Source organism: Bacillus sp. GC_Bacil_1 (assembly GCF_026540675.1).
Taxonomy (GTDB): Bacteria; Bacillota; Bacilli; order Bacillales; family Bacillaceae_G; genus Bacillus_A; species Bacillus_A cereus.
The window spans coordinates 37,249-60,928 of sequence record NZ_JALNUG010000003.1; the positions used below are offsets into that span (position 1 = coordinate 37,249).

The following is a 23,680-nucleotide window of genomic DNA, read 5'->3' on the forward strand; positions in this document are numbered from 1 at the left end:
CCGGAGAGATTTTTCTGAAATCATTAAAGCATTTCTTTTACTTTACGAACAACGTTCTCTACAGTAAATCCATACTCTTCCATAATCTTCTCACCAGGAGCAGAAGCACCGAATGTATCGATACCTAACACATCTCCTTCAAGACCTACGTAACGGTGCCATCCGAATGTAGCACCCATTTCGATTGCGAAACGTTTTGTTACTGCTTTTGGTAATACAGATTCTTTGTACTCTGCAGTTTGAGCTTCAAAACGATCCATAGATGGCATGCTGACAACAGCTGCGTCAACACCGTCTGCTGCTAATGCTTTTTGAGCTTCAACAGCTAGGCTTACTTCAGATCCAGTTGCAAGTAAGATAACATCAGCCGTTTCTTTCTTGCTTGCAGAAACTACATATGCACCTTTTGCTACTTTTTCATACGTATCATCTTTTGCACCTTCTAATGTTGGAAGGTCTTGACGAGTTAATACTAAAGCAGTTGGTTTGTTTGTAGATTCTAAAGCCAGTCTCCAAGCTGCAACAGATTCGTTACCATCAGCTGGACGGATAACAGAAACGTTCGGCATTGCACGAAGCGCTGCTAATTGCTCGACTGGTTCATGTGTTGGACCATCTTCACCAACAGCGATACTGTCATGTGTGAATACATACGTTACTGGCAATTGCATTAATGCTGCAAGGCGAATTGCTGGACGTAAGTAATCAGAGAATACGAAGAACGTACCACCGTAAGTTTTTAAACCGCCATGTAATGCAATACCGTTCATTGCTGCACCCATTGCGAACTCACGTACACCGTACCAAATGTTTTTACCGCTGTAATCATCTCTTGTAAAGTCTTTTTCGTTATTCATGTATGTTTTGTTAGAACCAGCAAGGTCAGCAGATCCACCGAAGAATGATGGTACAGACTCTGCAATTGCATTAATTACAGCACCAGAAGAATTACGAGTTGCTGCTTTTGATCCTAATTCATAAGTTGGTAAGTTTTGCTCCCAACCTTCTGGAAGTTGACCGTTCATTGCTGCTTGGAATTCGTTTGCTAATTCTGGGTATGCTTGTGCATATTCACCTAGCATAGTGTTCCACTCTGCTTGCGTAGTTTCACCAACATCTTGTACTGTTTTACGGAAGTTGTCGTATACCTCTTCTGCTACGTGGAAATCTTGCTCAGCAGTCCAAGCATATGCTTCTTTCGTTAATTTTGTTTCTTCTACACCAAGTGGAGAACCATGTGAAGCTGATTTTCCTGATTTGTTTGGAGAACCGAAACCAATTGTCGTTCTTACTTCAATTAGCGTTGGGCGTTTTTCGTCAGCTTTCGCTTCTTCAATTGCTTTCGCGATTGCTTCAATATCGTTTCCATCCTCAACACGGATTACTTGCCATCCGTATGCTTTGTAACGATCTTCTACACTTTCAGAGAATGAACGATTTAAATCGCCATCTAATGAAATATCGTTTGAATCATAAAGCACAACAAGGCGACCTAATTGTAAATGAGCAGCTAATGAAGATGCTTCAGCAGAAACGCCTTCCATTAAATCTCCATCACCACAAATAGCGTATGTATAATGATCTACTACATTATACGCATCACGGTTATATTTAGCAGCTAAATGTCTTTCAGCCATTGCCATACCTACAGCAGTTGCAATACCTTGTCCAAGTGGACCAGTCGTTGCATCTACACCAGCTGTATGACCGTACTCAGGATGTCCTGGAGTTTTGCTTCCCCATTGACGGAAGTTCTTTAAGTCATCCATTGTTACATCATAACCAGATAGGTGAAGTAGGCTGTATAATAACATTGAACCATGACCTGCAGATAATACGAAACGATCACGGTTAAACCACGTTGGGTTATTTGGATTGTGTTTCATAAATTGAGTCCATAATGTATAAGCCATTGGTGCTGCACCCATTGGCATTCCTGGGTGACCAGAGTTTGCTTTTTCAATCGCATCGATGGATAATGTGCGAATCGTGTTGATAGAAAGTTGTTCGATTGAATGTGACATGCTATTCTTCCCTTCGCTTATATTAGTAAACGTTTTATACATTTATATGATAGCTTCCCACGCAAGATTATACAACATGTATCGACAAATATGTTGATATTTTTTTGATTTTTTATAAAAAAATCAATGTTTCCGGGAATGTATGGGCATTCAATATGACATACTTTTTCATTATTTTTATTTTAAAAAGAAAGAGAATTATCTGTATATTTATACAAATTTCTTCTATTCTTACTTTTTTAAAAACATAAAAAAGCATCTAACTTCGATGCTTTTCAAATAAGTTAAACAATCCGTTTCCGAATCGAACTTGAAATCAAATCAATTATAATTACCATTAAAATAATACCTAATAAAATAATCCCAACACGAGACCAATTCCGTGAACTCAGCGCAAAAATTAAAGGTGTACCAATCCCTCCCGCTCCAATAACCCCTAAAACCGCAGCGGATCGTACATTAATTTCAAATCTGTATAACGTATACGATAGAAAATCTGGTAACACTTGTGGTAACACTGCATACCAAAGTATTTGAAAACGGTTTGCTCCTGTTGCTAGCAACGCTTCCGTCGGTCCTTTATCTATGTTTTCAATTCCTTCTGAATATAGTTTCCCTAACATTCCAATAGAATGTAATCCTAAAGCTAATACTCCTGCAAAAGAGCCTGGACCAACAGCTTTTATAAATAAAAGAGCCATAACTAATTCAGGAAACGTACGAACAAAACTAAGTACAAATTTCCCAGATCCTGAAGTTAATTTTCCACTACTCATATTCGTTGCCGCCCAGAAGGCAAACGGAACAGATAAAAATGCAGAAATAAATGTACCTAATATCGCAATTGCCAACGTATCAATTAATCCATGCAATAAATCTTCACCATCTGGCAAAGATACATACGACCAGTCTGGATTTAATATCCCTGTCATAATTGCTTTCGTGATTTCACCTGCTGTGTCCTTTATCCCTTCTAATGGTACTCCTGAAAAGGCCCATACATATACAACTGTAAGTGCTATTAAAATAATCCAGCGATATATACTCGGTTTCTTCGGTTTTGGCACAATCATCGTCGTTCTATTCATTATAGTTTCTCCCGCAACAATGTACTAATGTAGTCAATTAACAAAACAACAATAAGGGTATAGATAATTATAGAAGCAGTTTGTTGATATTGTAAAAATCCAAGTGTACGATCATAATATAGTCCAATACCACCTGCTCCTACTAAACCTAGAACAGCCGCTGCACGTACATTCACCTCAAATGTATATAGTACATAGGAAACAAAGTGTGCTTTTACTTGTGGAATGACTCCATAAACAATCCATTGTACCTTAGTAGCCCCTACAGCTGTCATCGCTTCTAGTGGGCCAGGGTCAATTGATTCAATTGATTCATACAACAATTTCGCTACAAGTCCAATTGAAAAAAAAGTAAGAGCCAAAATACCTGGAAGTGGCCCAATTCCAAAAATCGCTACGAAAATAGCCGCCAATAATAAATCTGGTATTGTTCGTATAAAATTTAAAATCATTCGAGCTAGACTGTATAAAAATGTGTTAGTAAACACATTACTTGCTGCAAACAATGCAAGTGGAATAGCTAAAATCGCTCCTAAGGTCGTCCCAATAATCGCCATACGTATTGTATCTAACATCGCTGTTGTAATAACTTGAAAATAACTCCAATCAGGTGGCACCATTTCTTTCAATAGATCTACGATATTTGGAAAACCGTCTACCAATTTTGAAAATGATGCATCTACTTGTACACTACTACTCCACAGCATTAAAATAACTAAAATAAACGTTAACATATGTTTCAATTTACTCGGCGGCTTCGGTATTTCATTTGAATATATCGTCACGTCATTCATTTTACTGCCACCTCTAATAATTCGCTTTTCTGAGCAACGTCCCCATAAATTTCAGCAAATTTTTCATCCGTTGCTTCTTCTACTAAACCGTCAAAAACAATTTCTCCTGCATGTAATCCGATAATGCGTGTCGCATATTGTCTAGCCAAATCAATAGAATGTAAATTTACAATTGTCGTGATTCCAAAATCTTCATTAATTTTTTTCAAATCATCTAGCACTTGCTTTGTCGTAAGTGGATCTAACGATGCAACAGGCTCATCTGCCAATATGATTTTTGCTTCTTGCGCCAATGCTCTAGCTATCGATACACGTTGCTGTTGTCCTCCTGATAATTCATCAGCACGCGCATATGCTTTTTCTAAAATATTCACTCTTTTTAATGCTTGAAATGCGAGCTCCACATCTTCTTTCGGAAACAAACCTAACGTTGTACGTAATGTGGAATGATATCCAACACGACCAGCTAATACATTTTTTAATACTGTTGATCGCTTTACAAGGTTAAAACTTTGGAAGATCATACCGATATCCCGGCGCATACGCCTTAATCCTTTTCCTTTCGCAGAAGTAATAGACTCACCTTCAATAATGATTTCTCCTTCGGTAATCTCATGAAGACGATTTACGGATCTGAGAAGTGTAGATTTTCCAGCTCCGGATAATCCGACCATTACAATAAACTCACCTTTTTGAATCTTTAAATTTATATTATTCAATCCCCTTGTGCCATTCGGATACATTTTGGAAACATTTCGAAACTCTATCACACATCTTACCTACTTTCAATGTATTATCAATAACTAAAAAACGGCAAACTAACTGAAATCTCACACCTTCCAGCTAGCCGCCATTTCACTATGTATTATTGCGTCTTCACTGTCTTTCCATATTCACGAACAATATCAAATTTACTATCATCAGATTTAATATATCCTTCATGAGAATATACTTCTTTAATGATTTTACGGCCTTCCTCATTTTTTCCAATTTCAATGAAAGCATCTTGTAATTTCTTGCTCCACTCTGCATCTAAATCCGAGCGTACAGAAATTGTATCGTTCGGAATTTTCTCAGTAAATTTCACTATTTTCGTTTGATCAAATATATTCGGATAATCCTTTTTTACAATATTACGAGCATCTTGGAATACAACAGCTGCATCTACATCACCATTTAAAAGAGCAATAAGTGACTGATCATGCCCTTTTAATGTAACAGGTTTCACATCCTTTAGCGGATCAATTCCCTCTTTTAATAGAACAGCTGCAGGCCATACATATCCTGCTGATGATGTTACATCTTGATAACCAATTTTTTTACCTTTTAAATCTTTTACACTATTTATATTAGAGTCTTTTTTAACAACAAACTCAGATTTATAATAATCTACTAAATCTTTTGTAGGAGCTCCTGTTTCATCCTCTACTCCAAAACGTTGTGCTTGCAAAATTACATTTGCAGCCTTCTTTTCATGTGCTAATACGTACGCTGTTGGCGGTAAAAATCCTACATCTACTTGTTTAGATGCCATCGCTTCTACAATTGTATTGTAGTTAGTTGAAATACTAACTTTTACCGGAATATTTAATTTATCGCTTAATAGCTTTTCCAATGGTTTTGCCTTTGCCTCTAACGTATCCGCATTTTGAGAAGGAACAAATTGAACATTTAAGGTCTTTGGTACATAACCTTTTTTCGTATCTTCATTTTTACTTGCACTGGACTCTTTCGTCCCGCAGCCACTTAATAATCCGGCCGCTAGTACAACTGTTGTACTCATTGCAAAAACTTTTTTCAACATATTAATGCCTCCATTTTTCTTGTTATAAAATAACCTTCCGTAAACATGAAGAAATATATCACATATTTTGATACACAATTGGGTATTTACAGAATCTTTACACATTCTATACATTCACATCAAAATTCACTTCACATATTTGATATGATTAATTGGAAGATAACAATAGAAAAGGTGAGTCATATTGGAACAAAATCAAACTGTAACTTTAAACATCTTATTAACAAGCGATATACATGGCACTGTTTATCCTATTCACTACCAAGATAACTCCCCAGCAGAACTTGGTTTAGCTAAAATTTCTACTCTTATAAAAAAAGAACGTTCCCAAAATACAAACGTTCTTTTAATTGATAATGGCGACTTTATTCAAGGAACACCATTTACTTATCATTACGTTACATACGAAAAAAACAAAAAAAATCCAATGTCCTTATTAGCGAATTACTTACAATATGACGCTGCAATTATCGGCAATCATGAATTTAATTACGGGATGAATATATTAAATAATGCTGTGACTACTGCGAACTTCCCGTACCTATCAGCAAACATATTAGATAAAAACATAAACAAACCCTATTTCGGAAAACCTTATTTAATCAAACAGATTGAATCCAATATAAAAATCGCTATTTTAGGGGTAACAACACATTACATCCCAAATTGGGAACAGGCCCATCACATTAAAGATTTACTATTTGAAGATGCATTAAAGACTACAAAAAAATGGGTTTCTTATATTCGCGAACATGAGAAACCCGATTTATTAGTCGTAGCCTATCACGGTGGATTTGAAAAAGATTTACAAACCGGGGAACCTACTGACGTGTTAACAGGTGAAAACCAAGGATATGCAATGTGCCATGAAATTGAAGGCATAGATCTTTTACTAACAGGTCATCAACACCGAGAAATTTCTCACACAATGGCTAACGGTGTAACAATTTTACAGACCGGATGCAATGGACACTCAGTCGGCAAAGTAAAAGTAACATTCGAAAAAACGAAACGTAAATGGGTAAAAAAAGAGAGCTCTTCTGAATTATTATCTGTACAAGGAATTGAAGCGGACCAAGATGTACTTTCATTGGTAGCCGATTACGAAGAGAAAACACAAAAGTGGCTTGATCAACCTATTGGAATCATTCAGGGGGACATGCAAATTTCAGATGCTATGCAAACTCGTTTGCACGATCATCCTTTTATCGAATTCATAAATAAAATACAGATGGATATAGCTCAGGTATCAATTTCTTGTACAAGTTTGTTCCATAATACATCTCCAGGTTTCCCGGAACATGTAACAATGCGTGACATCGTTTCTAATTATATTTATCCAAACACATTAAAAGTAATTAGAATAACTGGAGCTGATATAAAAGCCGCTCTTGAACTCTCTGCTTCTTATTTCACATTAAAAACAGATGGATCCATCATCGTAAGTCCTACCTACATAGAACCAAAACCACAACATTATAATTATGATATGTGGGAAGGGATTTCATATGTATTAAACATTTCAAAACCAATTGGTGAAAGAGTAGAATCTTTACAGCATAACAGTGCTCCTCTTAATATGAATGAAGAATATGAAGTTGTAATGAATAATTATCGTGCAAGTGGCGGGGGAAATTTCTTTATGTTTCAAAACAAACCGGTAGTAAAAGATATACCCACAGATATGTCTGAACTTATCGCTAATTATATATTGGAACATAAAACGATAGAAGCAACAGTTAATAACAACTGGAAAGTTATTAAATAACGATTTTTACAAATAAAAAAAGATGGGCTTCGCCCATCTTTTAATTTAATTTTGCATTATCTTGCTTTTTTAAAGCTTTTAATTTCGTCGGTGTAACATCTGTACCTTCTTCATTAACAACTTTAATTCCTTTAAGTTCGTTTAACATATTTTGACGAAATCCTTTTAAATATTGTTCACGTAGCGATTGACGCTCACGTTGCTCTTCTTCAGTTAAACCTTCAGCTTTTGCTTTTTTCGCTAAGAAGTTAATGCGTTCAACGAGTTCGTGATTAATCATCTCGAATCCCCCTTCTAATCAAAACTGATTATTATCATACAATAGTTACTCTTCTTTATCAAGCAATTGCTTCGTATACTCTACATATCTACGATGTACAGTCGCCTTTGAAACATTATGACCAAATCCACGTAATGTTGCTGCAATTTCTTCAAACGTGAGTTCACTTTTTCGCAAACGTACAATTTCCTCAATTGGCACTTCTTTTTTCTCTCTTCCTACACTTAAATGACGATTTTTTAAATTATTTTCTGGACGATAACCTTTTTCTACTGCACGTTGCATACCTCGTTTAATTTTCAAATTATGAATCTTTCTTTGATATTCTTCAACAATACCAATAATATCTAATACCATCGAATCAGAATCCGACAATTGTAATTCACCATTATGTGTATGCGTATATACTTTTATGCCTTCTTTATGTAAACAATGCATTAATGCGATCTTCGCATTTCCTCTACCAAGGCGCGTTTCATCTTGTATAAGTAACACATCAATTTGTTCGTCTCGAATTGTATCCAGCACCTCTAATATACCGTCACGTTCAATTGTATATCCACTAGCCTGCTCTTCAATCACCTTAGTAACATTCATTTGATAGCGCTCAGCTAAATGCAATAATTCATCTTTTTGACGTAATAATGATGTTTCTTGCGCTTCTTTCGTTGTACTCACACGTGCATAAATAATTGCATTCATTTTGAACCCCTCTTTCTCCCTATTATTTCCCTATAGTGTAACATAAATCCGCCATTTGTTCGAACTTATGTTTGTAGAATGTTTTTTCACATGTTATACTTATTAATAAGAAAAATGAAAGAAAACGAGGTGTTAGAAAACATGGAAAAGTTAACAAAACGCCAGCAAGACATTCTCGACTTTATTAAGCTAAAAGTACAAGAAAAAGGATATCCACCTTCCGTACGTGAAATTGGTCAAGCAGTCGGCCTCGCTTCTAGTTCTACAGTGCACGGACATTTATCACGATTAGAAGAAAAAGGATACATTCGACGCGATCCAACAAAACCACGTGCCATTGAAATTTTAGGTGAAGACCGAATGGATACGGAAACACAATCTGTTATTCAAGTTCCAATTGTCGGAAAAGTTACTGCCGGTTTACCAATTACAGCGGTTGAAAGCGTAGAGGAACATTTCCCACTTCCAGCTAGTATTGTTGCTGGAGCAGACCAAGTGTTCATGTTACGTATTTCTGGAGATAGTATGATTGAAGCTGGTATTTTCGATGGAGATTTAGTTGTTGTTCGCCAACAACAGTCTGCATATAATGGTGAAATTGTAGTCGCTTTAACAGAAGATAACGAAGCAACTGTTAAACGTTTCTATAAAGAAAAAGACCATTTCCGTCTACAACCAGAAAACTCTTCATTAGAACCTATCATTTTAAAACAAGTGTCAGTTATCGGGAAAGTAATTGGCGTATATCGTGATTTACATTAAAAATAATAAAAAGAAGATAATTACCTTATTTATATACGGTAATTATCTTCTTTTTTTGTATTTTGATAGATTTCCATACATTCTATTTCTTATTAACGAGTTTCAATCGTCACATCTCCCGCAGCCGTTTTACCGCTAATCTTTTTACTACCATTGCCAATTGTTACGTTATTATTTTCTTCATTAAAAATTGTTACATCTCCGGCAGCACTTTGCCCAGTAATTACCGCATCTTGTGGTTTTTCCGATAAAGTAATATCTATATCTCCCGCAGTTGAACTTGCTTCTAGATTATACTTAGAATCATGATCTTGAATATTTATTTCCCCACTTGTTGTTTTTGCGGTCACTTTCCCTAATACCTTCTTAAAGTTCACCTCACCAGCTTTTGTCGATCCCTCCACATTCTTAGCCGTTACTTGTTTCAACTCTACTTCTCCAGCAAGTGTTCTAACACTTACGCTATCACTTTTCACATCACTCATTTCGATTTGTCCAGCAGATGAATTTACTTTTACATCTTGATAAGAGCGTTCGGGCACAAGGAGAGTCAATTTAGACGTTTGAAACCTAAAATCATAAAAAGAAAAATCAAATGAAGCACCTTTTTCTCTTTCCCCAATAATTTTTAATGTGTCACCATCTTCTGCAATACGAATCTCTTGTTTACGTACATCTCCTGATTGCTTTACATAAAAAGAAGAATCAGGAGATTTTTGGATAACAATATCTCCGGCATCTAACTTAACTTCTATATTTTTTAATGTTTCGTTTTTAATTACATCTTCTTTATCGCCTTTTTCAGCAGTTTGTACTGCTTTTTCATATGTTTGGGAAATTCCTATTACTCCAATAATGATACAAGCGATAGCGATTAAAAATAGTTTTTTCATCATTTACTCTCCTTTTATCATTTTGAAGTTCCATATTACATATCGTACACACAATCTCTTAAACCACTTTGTACTATAAAAAGCGATAATACATAACAATAAACCTACTCCAACAAACGTTATACTAACGAAAAGATCCAACCATATAAAAGTACCCATAAATACTTTTCCAATAACGAAAAATGGTGTTACTACACTAGCAATACCACCAATCCAAAAAGAAAATATAAAAGCAACAATTGCGACTAACGGGCCTAACACAATAATAAAATTAAACAAACTAAGTCCAATCGCTGCCATAACAGCTCTTGTCACATTTGAAGTCGATGGATTTTTTTTCATTTCATCGAAGCGATACATCGCAAGTAACTCTTTTGCGATTACTTTCGGAGAACCAAGGCCCTGAATTATTTCTGATTCAGTTTTCCCCTCTTCTAGTCCAAACTGAAAGTGCTCTTCATAATCCAATAAAATATCTTGCCTCTCTTCCTCTGGTAACTTTCTAAGATAACTTGATAATTCTTTAAGAAACCCTTCTTTACTCATCCCATTCCACCCCTTCAATAATTTCTTGTACCCCTTTCGCAAAATCACGCCATTCTGTTACTAACAAATGAAATTGCGTCTTCCCTTGCTCTGTTAATTGATAATATTTACGAGGTGGCCCTTCCGTAGATTCCTTTAAATACGTTTGAAAATACCCTTCTTTCGTCAAACGGCGTAATAAAGGGTATACTGACCCTTCCGATATTAAAAATTTATTAGAAATTTGCTGAACAAGTTCATAACCGTAACTATCTTTACGTTTTACAAGTGCTAATACACAAAGTTCAAGCACACCTTTTTTAAACTGAACGTTCAAGTGCCATCCTCCTTTCCTATCTTAGTACTGTTCAATACACGGTACCTGTTTTATCCATAATATACCACTTGGTATTGTTTATTGCAAGGTACTAAGCTATATTTATTCCCTAAATTTAGAAAATAAACTAACGAACCCCTGAATAAGACTGCGTTATAACTAAGCATCATTCAAGGTTTCATTTCATTTACATTAGACTTCATTCACTCTTTCCTCTTGAAGAATCCACCACAACCTTATTCACTATAGCTAATGAGAAAAAGCCCCAATACTTATCGGTATTAGGGCTTTTTCTCATTATTATATATTAATCGCATTCCTATTTGAGAACCTGCATACGCGACAAATACTTTAATATCATATTTTATTTCTCATCCCCGTTTCCTAAGATTTTTTGCTTAACATCTGATAAATCCTTCGACAACGAACTAAATGCTTTCGCTTGTTCTTCAATGACCTGTTGATTTTTTTCAATAACTTTTTGATATTGTTCTTCGCGCTGTTCATTCTTTTTTTGCGTAGTAAACAGCATCCATACAAATAAAGCTGCGAATGCTCCTTGTTGAATCATTGAATTGAAGATTTGTTCTTCCATCGTTTTCATCTCCTTTTCAAAAATTAAAAAGAATCACACGAGTGATCCTACTCTCATATCCTTATCTCACATTAAAATGTTCTTCTTTTACCCATGTGTTTTGCCCAATATCGATATAACCATCTTTTCTTGCAAAAATCCCATAAGGCACAGACCCATCTACATTACCAGTCCATTCACCATTCGGCCCTTTATATGTGTTAATACCATAACCTGCTGGATATTTTGAATATGCATAGAACCACTGTACATCAAGATGTTCTTGCTTCGCCCATTGCTGCCATCCTAGGCACAGCATATTTTCATTACCACCATACCAAGCACCATCTAAAATTAAATATGGAGTCTTAGTATTAATTACTTCACCAGTGAACCAAGCATCTTTATTACCACTACTATATAAATTAATACCCCAACCCTCTGGATATTTAGATGTCGCAATTCCAAGGCCTTTTGGTTGTATCGGTTTATTATCGTTATTACCGTTGTTAAGTGCTTCATTTATCTTCTTAATAAATTGATCCAGCCTTCCTTCATCAAGCATACGATGTGGGCAATGCTTGCCACTCCAGGACTTATGTGTACGTACATTACTAATTGGAATATTGAAGTGTTTCATTAACTGAGCAATAACAATTGCTGCATTATCTTCTGCTTTGTAATATTTATCCCCACCACTTAAAGAGTAGCAAATTTCAACCCCGATAGATTTACGATTACCATTTCCGTTACCATCACCAGCATGCCAAGCATTACGATCGAATGGAATACCTTGTACTGCCTCTTTATCGTCTACTGCAACATGGAACGAAACTGAATTATTATTTCCAATCATATAAGATATTTCGTTTTCAGCTGATGCATCATTGTATGTATTATGCACTGTGATGAATTCCGGTGTCATTGTATTGGGACACTTTATACCATATTTACTTGAGTTAACTAATTTTTGTCTAATTTCCATTGCTGAACATCTCCTTTTTATTCTCTTGTTTTTTCACCTAAAATTTCTACTGTGTTACTAAGTACATCTGATGGCTTAATGCATATACGGCTAGCATTTTCTATAGGTGATTCATTGTTATCACTTTCTTTCAAAAAAAAAAGAGCAACTATGTGTCCGTTGCTCTTGCTCTTCCATTAATTTCTCTCTACTCTTCGCCCACCGGTTTACAGAGATTAACCTCACCTCAAAAAATCATCATATAATGCTTTTTGTTTATCTAATTTAATATTCATGGATTTCGAGATACTACTTTACATCAAAATGTTCTTCTTTTACCCATGCATTATTTCCAATACCCAGGTAACCATCTTTTCGTCCTAAAAGTCTATACGGAACAGACCCATCTACAAAACCTGTATAATTTCCGTTAGGACCATCATACGTGTTAATACCGCCACCTGGTGGATATTTTGAATAAGCACTGAACCATTGCACATCGAAATGTTCCAGAGCAGCCCATGCCTCGTTTCCGAGACAAATCATAGGATTTTCAAACCATGCTGCATCTATAATAAGGTACGGTGTTTTATCATAAATTACTCTCGTAAAATGTCCACCTTGTGGTTGGCTATATAGATTAATACCCCCATTATTTGGATATTTATTTACAGCAATTCCAAGACCTACTGGTTGTATCGGTTTATCAGTATTGTTGCCACTGTCACCTTTCCCCAAATAATCTAGTGGATTCACAGCTTTACTCTTACTAGCATCCCAGCGCCCTTTATGCAATTCAAAATGTAAGTGTTGGCCACTAGACTCCCCTGTGTTCCCCATAACCCCAATAGTTTGTCCTTGTGTAACATAATCGCCTACTTTTACTGTTCGAGAACCACTACGCATATGAGCGTATACAGTTTCCCATGTAACTCCATCAATAGTATGCACAATCATAATACATTCACCATAACTAGATGAAAGATAAGAACGACTAACCTGCCCGCTAGCTGCTGCATAAATCGGATGATAGCCCGCTTCAGCAAGGTCTACCCCATGATGATCTGGTCTACTACCTCTAAAACCACTTGTTACTCTTGTTGTATCTGTAGGATAAATAAATTTTGCCATATTAGTCTTCCTTTCTATTTTTACACAATATAAAAAAGGTGCTTGAATGAGCACCTTCGTTCACTGTCTATATTTATTATTTTTTGGATGTATTTTAGTTTTTCAAATCTTAAGATTAACCGAACGAAAAGCTCCCCGTTATTATCTAACATCAAAATGTTCTTCTTTTACCCATGCATTATTTCCAATACCCAGGTAACCATCTTTTCGTCCTAAAAGTCTATACGGAACAGACCCATCTACAAAACCTGTATAATTTCCGTTAGGACCATCATACGTGTTAATACCGCCACCTGGTGGATATTTTGAATAAGCACTGAACCATTGCACATCGAAATGTTCCAGAGCAGCCCATGCCTCGTTCCCGAGACAAATCATAGGATTTTCAAACCATGCTGCATCTATAATAAGGTACGGTGTTTTATCATAAATTACTCTCGTAAAATGTCCACCTTGTGGTTGGCTATATAGATTAATACCACCGTTATTCGGATATTTATTTACAGCAATTCCAAGACCTACTGGTTGTATCGGTTTATCAGTATTGTGGCCACCTCCATCAAAATTCACATATTGCTTAACGATTTCAGAGTAGAAAAAATTCCCTCCATTTTTATATCGGTAACCACCATTGTATGCCACTGCGATAGGCTGATTATATCGAACCATAGCACCAGTTGTATTTCCAAGAGATGGTGCAACAACCGTTTTAGAATACAGATCTGCCACCGGTAATGAATGCTGTTTATTATTAGATGCTAACCAGCGAAGGTAAGCTCGTCCAAAATTATATGATTGAACAATGGCACTTAAATCTGTAATGCCATTTTTCTTCGCATCATCAAAAGCACCCTTTAAATGCTTCACTCCGTAATAAATTGAATCTTTCGGATTTTTAATCGTATTCATTGCCCATCCTTGTGATTCACTGGACTGCATAATATCAGGTGTCGTTTCAGAATTCCCTCCACTTTCTACCATAATAACTCCAAGCACGTAAGGAACTAACTCAGATACACCTTGTGCAGCACATTCACTTTCTACCATTGATTGCCAACGTAACACCTGTTGTGGCAAATTCTTTGTTTTGACTGAAGCAGCTAATAAACTCATCATTAAACATCTCCTTATTTTTCTATTATTTTCGCCTGCAAAACTACTACTTTACTAAATATAACTAGAAGCTAAAGACCCATTAATCCATCAAATCACTTCATGTTACTCACCTTCTTTCACAACAAAAAGAGCAACCATAAAAATAGTTGCCCTTTCGTCGAAATCTTATATTACTACTATAAATCACTTTTTCAATACTTTCTGTACACTGCATGTATCCTACAAAAAGGTAACATTAAAATCCATCTAAAAACTTGACAATCTTCCTTATTTCAGCGTGTTTCCGGCGTATATAACCTGTACTATAATGTAATTCAAACGCAATTTGTTCTAAAGTCATTCCATCAACATATTTCATTTTAAGTATTTGATGATCCAGTCCTGTAAACTTATTAATCAAAAGCTTTAAATCATACTCTTCATTCATCTTATGAGCTAATTCATATTCAATTGCTTCAATCCGCCCTTCTACCTTAGCCCCTTCCGATTCAGCGGTTAACCTTACATTTTGCAAATCACCGCTAATCCAACGCTTCAATTCGGCTTTTGATTTATCTAAGTTGTATTCTAAATAAGCAATTTCTTCTTCTAACTTCTTATAATCTTTGAGCCATTCGAACACTTACTGATTCACCCACTTCCGTTCTTTTTACAAAGTCTCTTAATACTAATTTAATAGAATGAATATGCTTATTAGCCTTTTCAATCTTTATTACTCGTAAATCATCTAGTATTTTTTCTTATGACCTATATTTATTTAACACTTCTTGTAATCTCTCACGCTCTTCATCAATAGACTGCACAGTTTTTCTTTCCTCTTCTAGATTTGTTGATTCATCATCTTTATATAACCAATCGGGTACAATCTCTTTTCTATTTGAATACTTCCTACCTGTCCCGTTATATTTCTTTTTCTTGCTCATTTCGAAACGTCTATCTATTATAGCCACATCAACTAATGTTTTAACTTCTTGCTCCTTCCAATTCCTCAATATAGCCTTAATGTAGTTCCATCTTGGTGCATTCTCATCAACGGCTTTATTAATTGCATACTGAATTAACTCATCACTAAACAAATTACAAAAATCTCCCAACTCTGCAATTGCAATTTCACTTAACGGAATGCCCATCCCCTTAATAAAGTTACAACTTACTTTAACCCTCTCATTAATAAATACACGAGAGTCTAATTTATCCATATCATCAAAATGATTAGTATTTTGTATATTAGTATTTCGTTTATTAGTAGTTAGTCTATTAGTATTTAGTAGTGTCTGATTTTCCACATATGGCTTTACCACATCTTGGTTTTCCACTTGTGGCATGTTCCTTTGTGGCGTTTCGTAAATTTCCGTATCCCACCTTGTAATTTTTTTCGTATTCCCATCACGAACAGGATAACGTTTTACATAACCTAATTCTTTTAATTCCTTAAAACCTGTACGGAGCGAATCTTCTCCATCCTTAGCATGTCGAGCTAATTCGCTAATATGAAAAGTCCAATCGTCTGGTAATGTAAGCGCATAGGCTAAGATTCCTTTCGCTTTCCATGACAACCTTTCATCTTTTAAACCAGTATTATTTATAACAGAATAATTACTATCTTTTTTCACTCGAATAATCCCCATACTAGCCACCTCATAAATTCTCAAAAACGGTATTCAATGTTATACTTATCTAGAGATATTTTTTCTTATAGAATCCGCTGCAACGGATTCTTTTCTTATTCATTCAAAACAATCATGCTATCCATATCTATTTTCTTCTAAACCTCTCTTATTCCTCAAATTCAACATCCACTTGAATTTCGATATTCATTGGAATTTCTTGTGTTATACGAATCACATTTTGACTCATTCCTTTTTGAATAAGCTTTCTAACCTGCTCTTTTGCATCTTCTTTTGTTTTAAATTCACTGACAGTTGGTAATCCTGCTAAACTGCTAGTAATTACTAAAATCTTTCTTTGCATGTTCTTTCCTCCTACTGAATGTCTGCCATATTTATTTGTGAGTTTTTAACTGTAATTTCTTCATTTAAAACAGTTGGGATTGAATATTCTTCATTAATAATTTGTATTGCTCTATCCAAATGATGACGCTTAATAGCTTTATAACTATTCACACCAAATTCCCGATGTAACTGACTGTAAATATCTCTATATAACTTCCTTCTAAGGCCGATATCCTGATAAGAATTTGAATTTTTACCTCCCAATAACATAACACCTAACCTTTTTACAGCCCTTGTTATTTCTTCACACTCGATAGCATACAGCGGCGTATTTTCTCGCAATCCCTTCACCTCAGACTTAATCTCTTGTATCTCCTGGGTATGCCCTTCTAACGCAGCAAATGTTAACTTTAAAACCCCCATTGGATCCTTTGGCACATTTTGTTGATTTTGTATATACTGCTTCATTCGTTTGAACTCTTTCATGAATTTAATTTTTATTCCAACCGCTTCTCTACTGGTATATCCCATCACAAGTAACGTAAATGCTTCTTCTGTTAAATCATATTTAGGGATTCGCCTGTTCTTTGAATTCATATAAGTGGACTCGTGAAAATTTTCTCCTCCAAACTCTTCACCTACAGATACAATTTGTTTTCGAACTTCCTTCAAAACGTCGAAGTGATCTTTTTTGAATATCTTCGCAATTACCAAACTATCCGTTACTACTTTTCCATTAACTTCAAATACTAATGAACTATGTACTGATGAGTCAGTTAATTGCCCCATCCTCATCTCCTCCTCACTACTAATTTTGAACTATCTTTATTGTATTGAGATAATTTCGCACTACGCATAATTCGTTGCTTTCTTTTTACAGATTAACTAATTATCGAAATTTAAAATAAATACTATGATATGAACCCTTTTATTAAGTCATTATTCAATAATTCGGTTATCCATTTTAAGCAATTCTCCTCCGATTTCAATTCGCTTCGTTTTCTTCAAATTCAAAGAGATATTCCAAATTATGTTCTGGAAAAAAAGTTTTCTTAATTTCAAAAGCTTCATCATAATAAAAACGAAATTTACCATTTATTTTGTCGCTCACTGTTGCGTGGCGAAGTTTCAGATGCGAAGAAATTTGTGTAATCATAATTCTTTTTCTCGCCATCTCTGCACGCAAATTCGAATACATCGACTCACCACCTATTTTTTGTACGATATTGCGTTCATTTCCATTTAAATATAAACTCAATTTCGTATTTAGTCAACAAAAAAACGTATTTAAATACTTAATTTCGTATACTTTTCTATTTACTAACAAATTCAGTTAGGTTATGATATATACAGAAATACGCAATATCGTATACATTTTAATATGAAAGATGGTGAAAGTAATGAAAAAAGCAGAGGTTGTAACACGCTTAATAAAAGAAGCTGGCTATAGCAAAAGAGCCTTCGCCGAAAAAATAGGTCTCCCCCCCACAACACTGCAATCCATGTTATCAAGAGGGATTGGTAAAGCATCTGTTGATAATGTAATAAAAGTTTGTAAGGGATTAGGAATCACTACTGATGATTTAGAAAAACTCGCAACTCAAGAGGACAATACTGTTAAAGAAGAAGTTTCTATTTATGAAACCATCCAAAACGATCAATCAAATATTATTCATATTCCTATCATTGGTTCTGTAGCAGCTGGTACACCTATATTCGCTGAAGAAAATATCGAAGGCTATTTACCAATGCTGAGTACATTTTTAAACAAGCGTAAAAAGTATTTTTATCTTACTGTAAAAGGCACTAGCATGAATCTCGAATTTCCTGATGGTTCTTATGTTTTAGTAGAGGAAACTCCTTATGTTGAAAACGGACAAATTGCTGTTGTAAAAGTCAATGGTTATGATGCTACCGTGAAAAAGATTTCAAAGTCTGGAAGCATCATTACTTTAATACCATTGAGTAATGATCCTATCCACGAACCAAAAACTTACGATCTTTCAGCTGAAGATGTAAAAATCATTGGTCGCGTTGTACAGGCAGTAAAGAATTATTAAGTTATAGCACAAGTGATTTAAAAAAAAGATAAAATCACTTCTTTTGAAAAGATTTTCTTAGTAACATGATTCAAAATAACCAAAAACAATCCATTATCTAGTAGTTAACATATCCAATAACTTCACTAAAAAAGCCCTGATACCGTAGTATCAAGGCTTTTTCATTTCACAAATTATATAAAACTTACATTTATCTGATAATGTTTTTCTATGATATCACTACTTGTTATTAATTATTGGCTTTTATGTGGCTGTTTTTCATTTTGCAACCATATAAAATTGTAATAATAGGGAATTAAAAAACCCTTGATACGAGTTGTATCAAGGGTTCAAGCCTCTTAGTAAAGAGACATATATTGATCGCGTTCCCATTGGTGAACTTGTGTTCTAAAGATATCCCACTCAATCTCTTTCGCTTCGATGAAGTGCTCAAGTAAGTGTTCTCCTAGTGCACCGCATACTACTTCATTAGATTGTAATGTAACTAACGCTTGCGCTAATGTTGCTGGTAAGTCAACGATACCTGCTTCTTCGCGCTCTTCTTTTGTCATTACATAGATGTTACGGTCTACTGCAGCTGGTGGAGTTAATTTGTTTTTAATTCCATCAAGACCTGCAGCTAATAATGTAGCCATTACTAAATATGGGTTTGCAGCTGGGTCAACACTACGTACTTCTACGCGTGTACTAATACCACGAGATGCAGGGATACGTACTAACGGGCTACGGTTTTGTGCAGACCATGCTACGTAACAAGGTGCTTCATATCCAGGTACTAGACGTTTGTATGAGTTTACAGTTGGGTTTGCTATCGCTGTAAATGCTGGTGCATGTTTTAAAATACCTGCGATGAAGTGACGAGCATCATCACTTAATTGTAAGTCACCGTTTGCATCAAAGAATACGTTCTCACCATTTTTAAATAATGATAAGTTACAGTGCATACCTGAACCGTTCACACCGTATAGTGGTTTTGGCATAAACGTTGCGTGTAAACCATGTTTACGAGCAATTGTTTTTACAACAAGTTTGAATGTTTGAATGTCATCACATGAGCGAATTGCATTTGCATATTTAAAGTCAATTTCGTGCTGCCCTGGAGCAACCTCATGGTGAGATGCTTCAATTTCAAATCCCATTTCTTCAAGTTCAAGAACGATATCACGACGACAGTTTTCCCCTAGATCCATCGGCGCAAGGTCGAAGTATCCACCGTTATCGTTTAGTTCTAATGTTGGATTTCCTTTTTCATCAACCTTAAATAGGAAGAATTCTGGCTCTGGTCCAAGATTGAAGTCTGAAAATCCTAAAGCTTCCATTTCTTTTAACACACGTTTTAAGTTGTTACGTGGGTCTCCATCAAATGGAGTGCCATCTGCATTGTAAATATCACAGATTAGTCGAGCTACTTTACCTTTTTCAGCTGTCCAAGGGAAAATTACCCAAGTGTCTAAATCAGGATATAAATACATATCAGATTCTTCAATACGTACGAAACCTTCAATCGAAGATCCATCAAACATCATTTTGTTATCAAGAGCTTTCGTTAATTGTCTCACTGGAATCTCTACGTTTTTAATTACCCCTAAAAGGTCCGTAAATTGTAAACGGATATACTTTACATTCTCTTCTTTCGCCAAACGGAAAATATCTTCTTTTGTGTATCTAGACATTATAAATTCCTCCTTAGTCCCTCTAATCGCCTTCAGAATCAGTTATCTTTAGTGAAAAAATCTTGAAATGTCACCTTGTCGCAATGAAGTTCGATTGAATCTACCTGTATGTTGTAGTTCATCTCGAAGTATTTTGCGAAGCTCAGTTTTTGAAATTTCTTTCGTTTCTTCTTTTACTTTCACTGCTTCTGTTTGATTTTCTTTCATTAGTAACACTTGCTTAATACCAGCCATATTCAAGCCTTGATCTAACAAATCTTTAATCTCTAACAACTTATCTACATCGTTAAATGAAAATAATCTACGATTCCCCTTTGTACGGGTTGGAGAAACAAGATTATGCTCTTCATAGTAGCGAATTTGACGCGCAGACAATTGTGTTAAATCCATAACAATACCAATTGGAAACAGCGGGGCAGAACGTCTATCTTCTTTCATTTTTCAGTTCCTCCTTCGCCTTAACTGCTTCTCATTTTATAACATGTTATGTTTAGTGTCAATAGATGTTAGCTTTTCTTACATGATTTTTTTATAAATTTTTTCATTCTTTTTTCTAATCGCATAAATCGTTACTTTTATACGAAAAAAGCTGCCGATATCGACAGCTCCCCTTTAAGAAATTGTTAATAAATTCTTTTCAATCAATTCATCAATCGCAGAACAAATCGCAATTTTAACATGCGAATACGTTAATCCACCTTGCACATATGCAACATACGGTGGTCTAATCGGACCATCAGCAGACAATTCAATACTTGCACCTTGAATAAATGTTCCCGCCGCCATAATTACATCATCTTCATAACCTGGCATATAGTTTGCATACGGAGTAAAATGCGAATTAATTGGAGATGCATATTGAATCGCTTGGCAGAAGGCAACCATACGGTCTTTATCATCAAATTGAACAGATTGAATTAAGTCTGTTCTTGGTGCATTCCACGCTGGTGACGTGTTCATTCCTAACTTTTCTAAAAACGCAGCTGTAAAAATTGCACCTTTCAGCGCTTGTCCTGCAACATGTGGCGCTAAGAAGAACCCTTGATACATTTCTTGCAGACTGTATAAAGACGCTCCAGCTTCCGCACCAATTCCCGGAGATGTTAAACGATATGCACACGCTTCAACATACTGTTCTTTACCGACAATGTAACCACCAGTTTTTACAATTCCCCCGCCTGGGTTTTTAATAAGCGAACCCGCCATTAAATCTGCACCAACATGACACGGCTCTTGCTCTTCAATAAACTCCCCATAACAATTATCTACAAACACAACAACATCAGGTTTAATTTCTTTAACAAACGCGATCATCTCTTTAATTTGAGAAATAGTAAACGATGGACGAGTAGCATAACCTTTCGAGCGCTGAATACCGATCATTTTCGTATTACTATGAATCGCTGCTGCAACAGCTTCAAAATCAACAAGCCCACCTTCAGTTAGCGGAACTGCATTGTAACCAATATTATATTCTTTAAATGAACCTACACCTTTCCCACGCACACCAACGATTTCCTCTAACGTATCATACGGTTTCCCAGTAATGTACAATAACTCATCTCCTGGACGTAAAATACCGAATAACGCTGTAGAAATAGCGTGAGTACCTGAAATAATTTGCGGACGAACAAGTCCAGCTTCCGCCCCAAATACATCAGCATACACTTTTTCTAACGTATCACGGCCAATATCATCATAACCATAACCTGTCGTCGGGATAAAATGCGAGTCACTAATTTTATGTTTACGAAAACTTTCTAATACACGAAACTGATTACTTTCAATTACTTCATCCGCACGTTTATGTACTTCTGTAATCTGATTCTCTACTTCTTTTACGATTGGAGCAATTTTTTCTCCATTTTTCAAACGATCAAACATTTTTATTTTCTCCTTCTTCCACTAAAAATCTCTTTAATTGCACATTAAGCGATGAATGAGTAAAAATATACCCTGCACAATCATATACAAATTTATCTTCCAGAAACTCCATCTTTGCTAATAGCGTTTCCGTCTTTAAAAGCGTTAATAACTTACCTTCACTCGGAGGGATTTCTACTCGATAACGATCCATTTCTTTCTTCATTTTCATTTCTATCGCTTCTTTTATACGCAATAAATCACTTTCTTCAAAAGCACTAGTCATTAAGAAATCACTTTTCGGAAACGGAATAAAGTTTTGATGTAATTCATCTTTTTTATTATATAACGTAATAATAGGAATATGATTAATTTCAAGTTCTGATAATAATCGTTTTACTGTTTTTTCATGCCCTATGTAGTTAGGATCCGCAGAATCAACTACATGTAAAATAATATCTGCTTCCCCCGCTTCTTCCAGTGTTGAACGAAAAGCAGCAATTAATGAAGTGGGTAAATCTTGTATAAAACCAACAGTATCAGTTAGTAATACTGTATAACCAGAAGGTAAGGGCATCTTCCTCGTCGTTGGGTCTAGTGTTGCAAACAGAAGGTTTTCTTCAAACGTATTAGCTTCCGTTAATCTATTAAACAGTGTCGATTTCCCTGCATTTGTATAGCCTATTAATGAAATTTGAAATACTTTATTGTCTTTTCTTCTCTCACGATATCTTTTTCGGTGTTCCACAACAACTGCAAGTTGTTTCTTTATTTCATCCATACGCGATCGAATATGACGACGATCCGTCTCAAGTTTCGTCTCACCCGGTCCTCTCGTTCCAATACCACCACCAAGACGTGATAAGGACAACCCTTGCCCCATAAGACGTGGCATTGTATATTGCAACTGAGCTAATTCTACTTGAAGCTTACCTTCCCTCGACTTCGCACGTTGCGCAAAAATATCTAGTATTAGTTGCGTTCGATCAATTACTCTCGAATCTAATACTGAGGATAAATTCCGAATTTGACTCGGCGTTAATTCATTATTAAATATAATAACATCCGGCTCTAATTCTTCAGTTAGCATTGTAAGCTCTTCTAATTTCCCTTTACCTATGTAAGTTGCCGGATGAAACTTTGGTCGTTTTTGCGTTGTTGAAACTAACACTTCCGCTCTCGCAGTCTTAGCTAGTGATGCAAGCTCTTTCATGGAATGCATAAATTTTTCATCATCATCTTGCGGCAATTGACAGCCTACTAATATGACTTTTTCTTTTTCTTCCATCAAATATGTTCACTCATCCTTTTCGAAATTTAAACCTTCTAATATAATAGCAGAGGAAGCACATTTCATCTAGTTAGCGGGG

Annotated in this window: 26 protein-coding genes; 3 read left to right on the forward strand and 23 right to left on the reverse strand. The window is 35.5% G+C overall.

The annotated features are described in order from the left end of the window. Positions 1 to 23: 23 nt before the first annotated feature. The 5 genes from tkt to OXT04_RS05590 form a co-directional block, all read right to left on the reverse strand. Positions 24 to 2,024, reverse strand: coding sequence for a transketolase (gene tkt / locus OXT04_RS05570; protein WP_016512442.1), 2,001 nt, complete (start codon positions 2,022 to 2,024; stop codon positions 24 to 26). A gap of 284 nt (positions 2,025 to 2,308) precedes the next feature. Next, positions 2,309 to 3,112, reverse strand: coding sequence for a phosphonate ABC transporter, permease protein PhnE (phnE, locus tag OXT04_RS05575; protein ID WP_001082390.1), 804 nt, complete (start codon positions 3,110 to 3,112; stop codon positions 2,309 to 2,311). Beyond that, on the reverse strand, positions 3,112 to 3,906 hold the full coding sequence (gene phnE, locus OXT04_RS05580; RefSeq protein WP_001000773.1) for a phosphonate ABC transporter, permease protein PhnE: 795 nt from the start codon (positions 3,904 to 3,906) through the stop codon (positions 3,112 to 3,114). The genes phnE (OXT04_RS05575) and phnE (OXT04_RS05580) overlap by 1 nt, the downstream gene beginning before the upstream one ends. Further along, positions 3,903 to 4,676: a phosphonate ABC transporter ATP-binding protein gene (phnC, locus tag OXT04_RS05585; RefSeq protein WP_000569234.1), complete on the reverse strand. Its 774-nt coding sequence runs from the start codon at positions 4,674 to 4,676 to the stop codon at positions 3,903 to 3,905. The genes phnE (OXT04_RS05580) and phnC overlap by 4 nt, the downstream gene beginning before the upstream one ends. Positions 4,677 to 4,771: 95 nt before the next feature. After that, a complete protein-coding gene (locus OXT04_RS05590; protein ID WP_000915063.1) occupies positions 4,772 to 5,710 on the reverse strand; it encodes a phosphate/phosphite/phosphonate ABC transporter substrate-binding protein in 939 nt (312 codons plus the stop codon). A gap of 184 nt (positions 5,711 to 5,894) precedes the next feature. Between OXT04_RS05590 and OXT04_RS05595 the strand changes: the two genes are divergently transcribed. Continuing rightward, on the forward strand, positions 5,895 to 7,478 hold the full coding sequence (locus tag OXT04_RS05595) for a bifunctional metallophosphatase/5'-nucleotidase (protein WP_267413812.1): 1,584 nt from the start codon (positions 5,895 to 5,897) through the stop codon (positions 7,476 to 7,478). Between the two features lie 40 nt (positions 7,479 to 7,518). Here the strand turns inward: OXT04_RS05595 and OXT04_RS05600 are convergent, their stop codons facing one another. Together OXT04_RS05600 and OXT04_RS05605 are read right to left on the reverse strand one after the other, a co-directional pair. Continuing rightward, positions 7,519 to 7,758: a DUF896 domain-containing protein gene (locus OXT04_RS05600; protein WP_000607015.1), complete on the reverse strand. Its 240-nt coding sequence runs from the start codon at positions 7,756 to 7,758 to the stop codon at positions 7,519 to 7,521. Positions 7,759 to 7,803: 45 nt separating this feature from the next. Beyond that, positions 7,804 to 8,460, reverse strand: coding sequence for a YneB family resolvase-like protein (locus OXT04_RS05605; protein ID WP_000991471.1), 657 nt, complete (start codon positions 8,458 to 8,460; stop codon positions 7,804 to 7,806). A 141-nt stretch (positions 8,461 to 8,601) separates the two neighbouring features. Between OXT04_RS05605 and lexA the strand changes: the two genes are divergently transcribed. Further along, a complete protein-coding gene (gene lexA / locus OXT04_RS05610) occupies positions 8,602 to 9,222 on the forward strand; it encodes a transcriptional repressor LexA (RefSeq protein ID WP_000413738.1) in 621 nt (206 codons plus the stop codon). A 92-nt stretch (positions 9,223 to 9,314) separates the two neighbouring features. Here lexA and OXT04_RS05615 read toward each other — a convergent pair whose 3' ends face one another. The 12 genes from OXT04_RS05615 to OXT04_RS05670 form a co-directional block, all read right to left on the reverse strand. Next, a complete protein-coding gene (locus tag OXT04_RS05615; protein ID WP_001986547.1) occupies positions 9,315 to 10,118 on the reverse strand; it encodes a DUF4097 family beta strand repeat-containing protein in 804 nt (267 codons plus the stop codon). Continuing rightward, the gene (locus OXT04_RS05620) at positions 10,119 to 10,661 is read right to left on the reverse strand and encodes a DUF1700 domain-containing protein (RefSeq protein ID WP_000031386.1); all 543 of its coding nucleotides are present in this window, start codon (positions 10,659 to 10,661) and stop codon (positions 10,119 to 10,121) included. It abuts the gene before it with no gap. Then, positions 10,654 to 10,977, reverse strand: a complete 324-nt coding sequence (locus OXT04_RS05625) for a PadR family transcriptional regulator (protein WP_267413819.1) — start codon at positions 10,975 to 10,977, stop codon at positions 10,654 to 10,656. The genes OXT04_RS05620 and OXT04_RS05625 overlap by 8 nt, the downstream gene beginning before the upstream one ends. Before the next feature lie 364 nt (positions 10,978 to 11,341). Further along, on the reverse strand, positions 11,342 to 11,572 hold the full coding sequence (locus tag OXT04_RS05630) for a BhlA/UviB family holin-like peptide (RefSeq protein ID WP_000392443.1): 231 nt from the start codon (positions 11,570 to 11,572) through the stop codon (positions 11,342 to 11,344). 61 nt (positions 11,573 to 11,633) lie between these two features. Beyond that, positions 11,634 to 12,536, reverse strand: a complete 903-nt coding sequence (locus tag OXT04_RS05635; protein ID WP_063548393.1) for a peptidoglycan recognition protein family protein — start codon at positions 12,534 to 12,536, stop codon at positions 11,634 to 11,636. 288 nt (positions 12,537 to 12,824) lie between these two features. Beyond that, complete coding sequence (locus OXT04_RS05640; protein ID WP_065229214.1) at positions 12,825 to 13,646, reverse strand: M23 family metallopeptidase; 822 nt, start codon at positions 13,644 to 13,646, stop codon at positions 12,825 to 12,827. Between the two features lie 141 nt (positions 13,647 to 13,787). Next, the gene (locus tag OXT04_RS05645) at positions 13,788 to 14,759 is read right to left on the reverse strand and encodes a lysozyme family protein (RefSeq protein ID WP_267414104.1); all 972 of its coding nucleotides are present in this window, start codon (positions 14,757 to 14,759) and stop codon (positions 13,788 to 13,790) included. 238 nt (positions 14,760 to 14,997) lie between these two features. Continuing rightward, positions 14,998 to 15,384 (reverse strand): DUF1492 domain-containing protein, encoded by a 387-nt coding sequence (locus OXT04_RS05650; RefSeq protein WP_000464425.1) that lies wholly within the window; start codon positions 15,382 to 15,384, stop codon positions 14,998 to 15,000. Positions 15,385 to 15,502: 118 nt separating this feature from the next. Next, positions 15,503 to 16,390: a DnaD domain protein gene (locus tag OXT04_RS05655; protein WP_065229215.1), complete on the reverse strand. Its 888-nt coding sequence runs from the start codon at positions 16,388 to 16,390 to the stop codon at positions 15,503 to 15,505. A 148-nt stretch (positions 16,391 to 16,538) separates the two neighbouring features. Beyond that, the gene (locus OXT04_RS05660) at positions 16,539 to 16,733 is read right to left on the reverse strand and encodes a hypothetical protein (protein ID WP_001189064.1); all 195 of its coding nucleotides are present in this window, start codon (positions 16,731 to 16,733) and stop codon (positions 16,539 to 16,541) included. Positions 16,734 to 16,744: 11 nt separating this feature from the next. Continuing rightward, entirely contained in the window at positions 16,745 to 17,503 is a 759-nt protein-coding gene (locus OXT04_RS05665; protein WP_048564701.1) for an ORF6C domain-containing protein, read from the reverse strand. Positions 17,504 to 17,699: 196 nt separating this feature from the next. Further along, positions 17,700 to 17,912: a hypothetical protein gene (locus tag OXT04_RS05670; protein ID WP_029443074.1), complete on the reverse strand. Its 213-nt coding sequence runs from the start codon at positions 17,910 to 17,912 to the stop codon at positions 17,700 to 17,702. Positions 17,913 to 18,114: 202 nt separating this feature from the next. On the opposite strand from OXT04_RS05670, the gene OXT04_RS05675 reads away from it, so the two are divergent. Further along, positions 18,115 to 18,774, forward strand: a complete 660-nt coding sequence (locus tag OXT04_RS05675; protein WP_000708856.1) for a LexA family protein — start codon at positions 18,115 to 18,117, stop codon at positions 18,772 to 18,774. A gap of 338 nt (positions 18,775 to 19,112) precedes the next feature. Here OXT04_RS05675 and glnA read toward each other — a convergent pair whose 3' ends face one another. From glnA to hflX, 4 genes are all read right to left on the reverse strand, one after another. Then, positions 19,113 to 20,447 (reverse strand): type I glutamate--ammonia ligase, encoded by a 1,335-nt coding sequence (gene glnA / locus OXT04_RS05680; protein WP_000092763.1) that lies wholly within the window; start codon positions 20,445 to 20,447, stop codon positions 19,113 to 19,115. Between the two features lie 48 nt (positions 20,448 to 20,495). After that, on the reverse strand, positions 20,496 to 20,885 hold the full coding sequence (gene glnR, locus OXT04_RS05685; RefSeq protein WP_000656783.1) for a transcriptional repressor GlnR: 390 nt from the start codon (positions 20,883 to 20,885) through the stop codon (positions 20,496 to 20,498). Positions 20,886 to 21,059: 174 nt separating this feature from the next. Further along, positions 21,060 to 22,331: a methionine gamma-lyase family protein gene (locus OXT04_RS05690; RefSeq protein ID WP_000460282.1), complete on the reverse strand. Its 1,272-nt coding sequence runs from the start codon at positions 22,329 to 22,331 to the stop codon at positions 21,060 to 21,062. Then, positions 22,324 to 23,598: a GTPase HflX gene (gene hflX / locus OXT04_RS05695; RefSeq protein ID WP_267413857.1), complete on the reverse strand. Its 1,275-nt coding sequence runs from the start codon at positions 23,596 to 23,598 to the stop codon at positions 22,324 to 22,326. The genes OXT04_RS05690 and hflX overlap by 8 nt, the downstream gene beginning before the upstream one ends. Positions 23,599 to 23,680 lie beyond the last annotated feature (82 nt).

Excerpts from the sequence above, each read along its gene's own strand:
- OXT04_RS05690 (WP_000460282.1), bottom strand. The coding sequence starts at position 22,331 with ATGTTTGATCGTTTGAAAAATGGAGAAAAAATTGCTCCAATCGTAAAA.
- hflX (WP_267413857.1), bottom strand. The coding sequence starts at position 23,598 with ATGGAAGAAAAAGAAAAAGTCATATTAGTAGGCTGTCAATTGCCGCAA.
- phnE (WP_001082390.1), bottom strand. The coding sequence starts at position 3,112 with ATGAATAGAACGACGATGATTGTGCCAAAACCGAAGAAACCGAGTATA.
- glnR (WP_000656783.1), bottom strand. The coding sequence starts at position 20,885 with ATGAAAGAAGATAGACGTTCTGCCCCGCTGTTTCCAATTGGTATTGTT.
- OXT04_RS05655 (WP_065229215.1), bottom strand. The coding sequence starts at position 16,390 with ATGGGGATTATTCGAGTGAAAAAAGATAGTAATTATTCTGTTATAAAT.
- lexA (WP_000413738.1), top strand. The coding sequence starts at position 8,602 with ATGGAAAAGTTAACAAAACGCCAGCAAGACATTCTCGACTTTATTAAG.
- OXT04_RS05660 (WP_001189064.1), bottom strand. The coding sequence starts at position 16,733 with ATGCAAAGAAAGATTTTAGTAATTACTAGCAGTTTAGCAGGATTACCA.
- OXT04_RS05675 (WP_000708856.1), top strand. The coding sequence starts at position 18,115 with ATGAAAAAAGCAGAGGTTGTAACACGCTTAATAAAAGAAGCTGGCTAT.
- OXT04_RS05665 (WP_048564701.1), bottom strand. The coding sequence starts at position 17,503 with ATGGGGCAATTAACTGACTCATCAGTACATAGTTCATTAGTATTTGAA.
- OXT04_RS05605 (WP_000991471.1), bottom strand. The coding sequence starts at position 8,460 with ATGAATGCAATTATTTATGCACGTGTGAGTACAACGAAAGAAGCGCAA.
- phnE (WP_001000773.1), bottom strand. The coding sequence starts at position 3,906 with ATGAATGACGTGACGATATATTCAAATGAAATACCGAAGCCGCCGAGT.
- OXT04_RS05590 (WP_000915063.1), bottom strand. The coding sequence starts at position 5,710 with ATGTTGAAAAAAGTTTTTGCAATGAGTACAACAGTTGTACTAGCGGCC.
- OXT04_RS05615 (WP_001986547.1), bottom strand. The coding sequence starts at position 10,118 with ATGATGAAAAAACTATTTTTAATCGCTATCGCTTGTATCATTATTGGA.
- tkt (WP_016512442.1), bottom strand. The coding sequence starts at position 2,024 with ATGTCACATTCAATCGAACAACTTTCTATCAACACGATTCGCACATTA.
- OXT04_RS05620 (WP_000031386.1), bottom strand. The coding sequence starts at position 10,661 with ATGAGTAAAGAAGGGTTTCTTAAAGAATTATCAAGTTATCTTAGAAAG.
- glnA (WP_000092763.1), bottom strand. The coding sequence starts at position 20,447 with ATGTCTAGATACACAAAAGAAGATATTTTCCGTTTGGCGAAAGAAGAG.
- OXT04_RS05600 (WP_000607015.1), bottom strand. The coding sequence starts at position 7,758 with ATGATTAATCACGAACTCGTTGAACGCATTAACTTCTTAGCGAAAAAA.
- OXT04_RS05635 (WP_063548393.1), bottom strand. The coding sequence starts at position 12,536 with ATGGAAATTAGACAAAAATTAGTTAACTCAAGTAAATATGGTATAAAG.
- OXT04_RS05670 (WP_029443074.1), bottom strand. The coding sequence starts at position 17,912 with ATGTATTCGAATTTGCGTGCAGAGATGGCGAGAAAAAGAATTATGATT.
- OXT04_RS05645 (WP_267414104.1), bottom strand. The coding sequence starts at position 14,759 with ATGAGTTTATTAGCTGCTTCAGTCAAAACAAAGAATTTGCCACAACAG.
- OXT04_RS05630 (WP_000392443.1), bottom strand. The coding sequence starts at position 11,572 with ATGGAAGAACAAATCTTCAATTCAATGATTCAACAAGGAGCATTCGCA.
- OXT04_RS05640 (WP_065229214.1), bottom strand. The coding sequence starts at position 13,646 with ATGGCAAAATTTATTTATCCTACAGATACAACAAGAGTAACAAGTGGT.